Source organism: Pseudoalteromonas sp. BSi20439, from assembly GCF_000241165.1.
Classification (GTDB): domain Bacteria; phylum Pseudomonadota; class Gammaproteobacteria; order Enterobacterales; family Alteromonadaceae; genus Pseudoalteromonas.
The window spans coordinates 1-1,302 of sequence record NZ_BADW01000070.1; the positions used below are offsets into that span (position 1 = coordinate 1).

Genomic DNA, 1,302 nt, shown 5'->3' on the forward strand with positions numbered 1-1,302 from the left:
ATAGAAATGGGCGATCCTGCCACCGATGGTGAACGTCACCGTGCTATTTCACCGCTATTTCATGCCGATAACATCACTAAGCCTTTAATGGTTATTCAAGGTGCTAATGATCCACGCGTATTACAAATTGAAAGCGATGAGTTGGTTGCTGCGGTTAAAGCTAATGGTGTGCCAGTAGAGTATGTATTATTTGATGATGAAGGCCACGGTTTTAGCAAAAAAGAAAACCGTATCAGCGCCTCCAACGCCTACCTAAACTTTTTAGATACTTACTTAAAAGAGTTATTTGGCCCACAAGGGTAATTGTAAGCCAATTTATATTAAAGCCTGCTGCGTTTTCATGTACGCAGGCTTTTTATTGCTTGGTTAATCTAGGTTCCAGTAAAGCGAGCGCCAAACCAAATACAGCAGCAAAAATACCTAAAAACTCAAACCAACTATTGCCTGCATGTGGCATAGTCCGCGAAAGCTCATTTGCAGTATAAACACGTTTACCTCCCTCAACCTCTTCAACAAATGATTCACCGACATACTCATCCATTAACTTAAAACTTGGTACCCTTCTGGCCAGCATTTCCCGATTTTTCTCATCTCTTTTTTCTCGATTCGACTCAATAATATAATTGCTCCAATGAGTAAAAACATTCAGAGGTTCACCTGTTTTGATCACACCTTGTGATTTATATTCGTAAAAGCGCTCATTGAACACATAGTTTTTATGTCCTGCATAAAACAATGCACAACCAATAGATATTAAAAACATTGCGAGATAAATAACCTTACGCTGTGTGGCTGAGCTCTTTACTGCTTTACTTTTATACCACAGCTCTACATCGGGTATTTGCATCAGTCTAACTTTATCGTGACTCGATACTAGTGGCTTCATAAACTCATCAATTGAAAGATCTAATGCTATCAATAAAGCTCTAAATATTTCATTGGAGGGAATTGATTTATCGTTTTCAAGCTTGGATAAATAACTCTGCTCTATACCCGCTTGCTGGGCAAATTCAGGTTGGCTCAATTTTTTATTATTTCTTAGCTGCTTTAATTGCTGACCTAATGTACTCATCTTAATGCTTCCTTTTTTAAAGTGAGATTAGATTCTTGGTAATTCATGCAGAGATAAGAAGCTGAATATTAAAGAATAGCCAAGAATATTAGCAGGTTAGTATAGAAGAGTCGAGCTTATAGCTGATAGCTGATAGCTGATAGCTGATAGCTGATAGCTGATAAAAATTATGTTTGAATTTATTAATAAGGAAATTATTTATTGCTTGTTATTGAGGAAATAACAAGTGG

The 1,302-nt window shown here is 37.0% G+C and carries 2 protein-coding genes; one reads left to right on the forward strand and one right to left on the reverse strand.

What is annotated here, in order from left to right; all coding sequences use genetic code 11:
* The coding region (locus tag P20439_RS06705) for a S9 family peptidase (RefSeq protein ID WP_036933093.1) at positions 1-303 on the forward strand (303 nt) is incomplete at its 5' end.
* A gap of 52 nt (positions 304-355) precedes the next feature.
* On the opposite strand, the gene P20439_RS06710 is transcribed toward P20439_RS06705, so the two are convergent.
* On the reverse strand, positions 356-1,072 hold the full coding sequence (locus tag P20439_RS06710) for a helix-turn-helix domain-containing protein (RefSeq protein WP_008111733.1): 717 nt from the start codon (positions 1,070-1,072) through the stop codon (positions 356-358).
* Positions 1,073-1,302 lie beyond the last annotated feature (230 nt).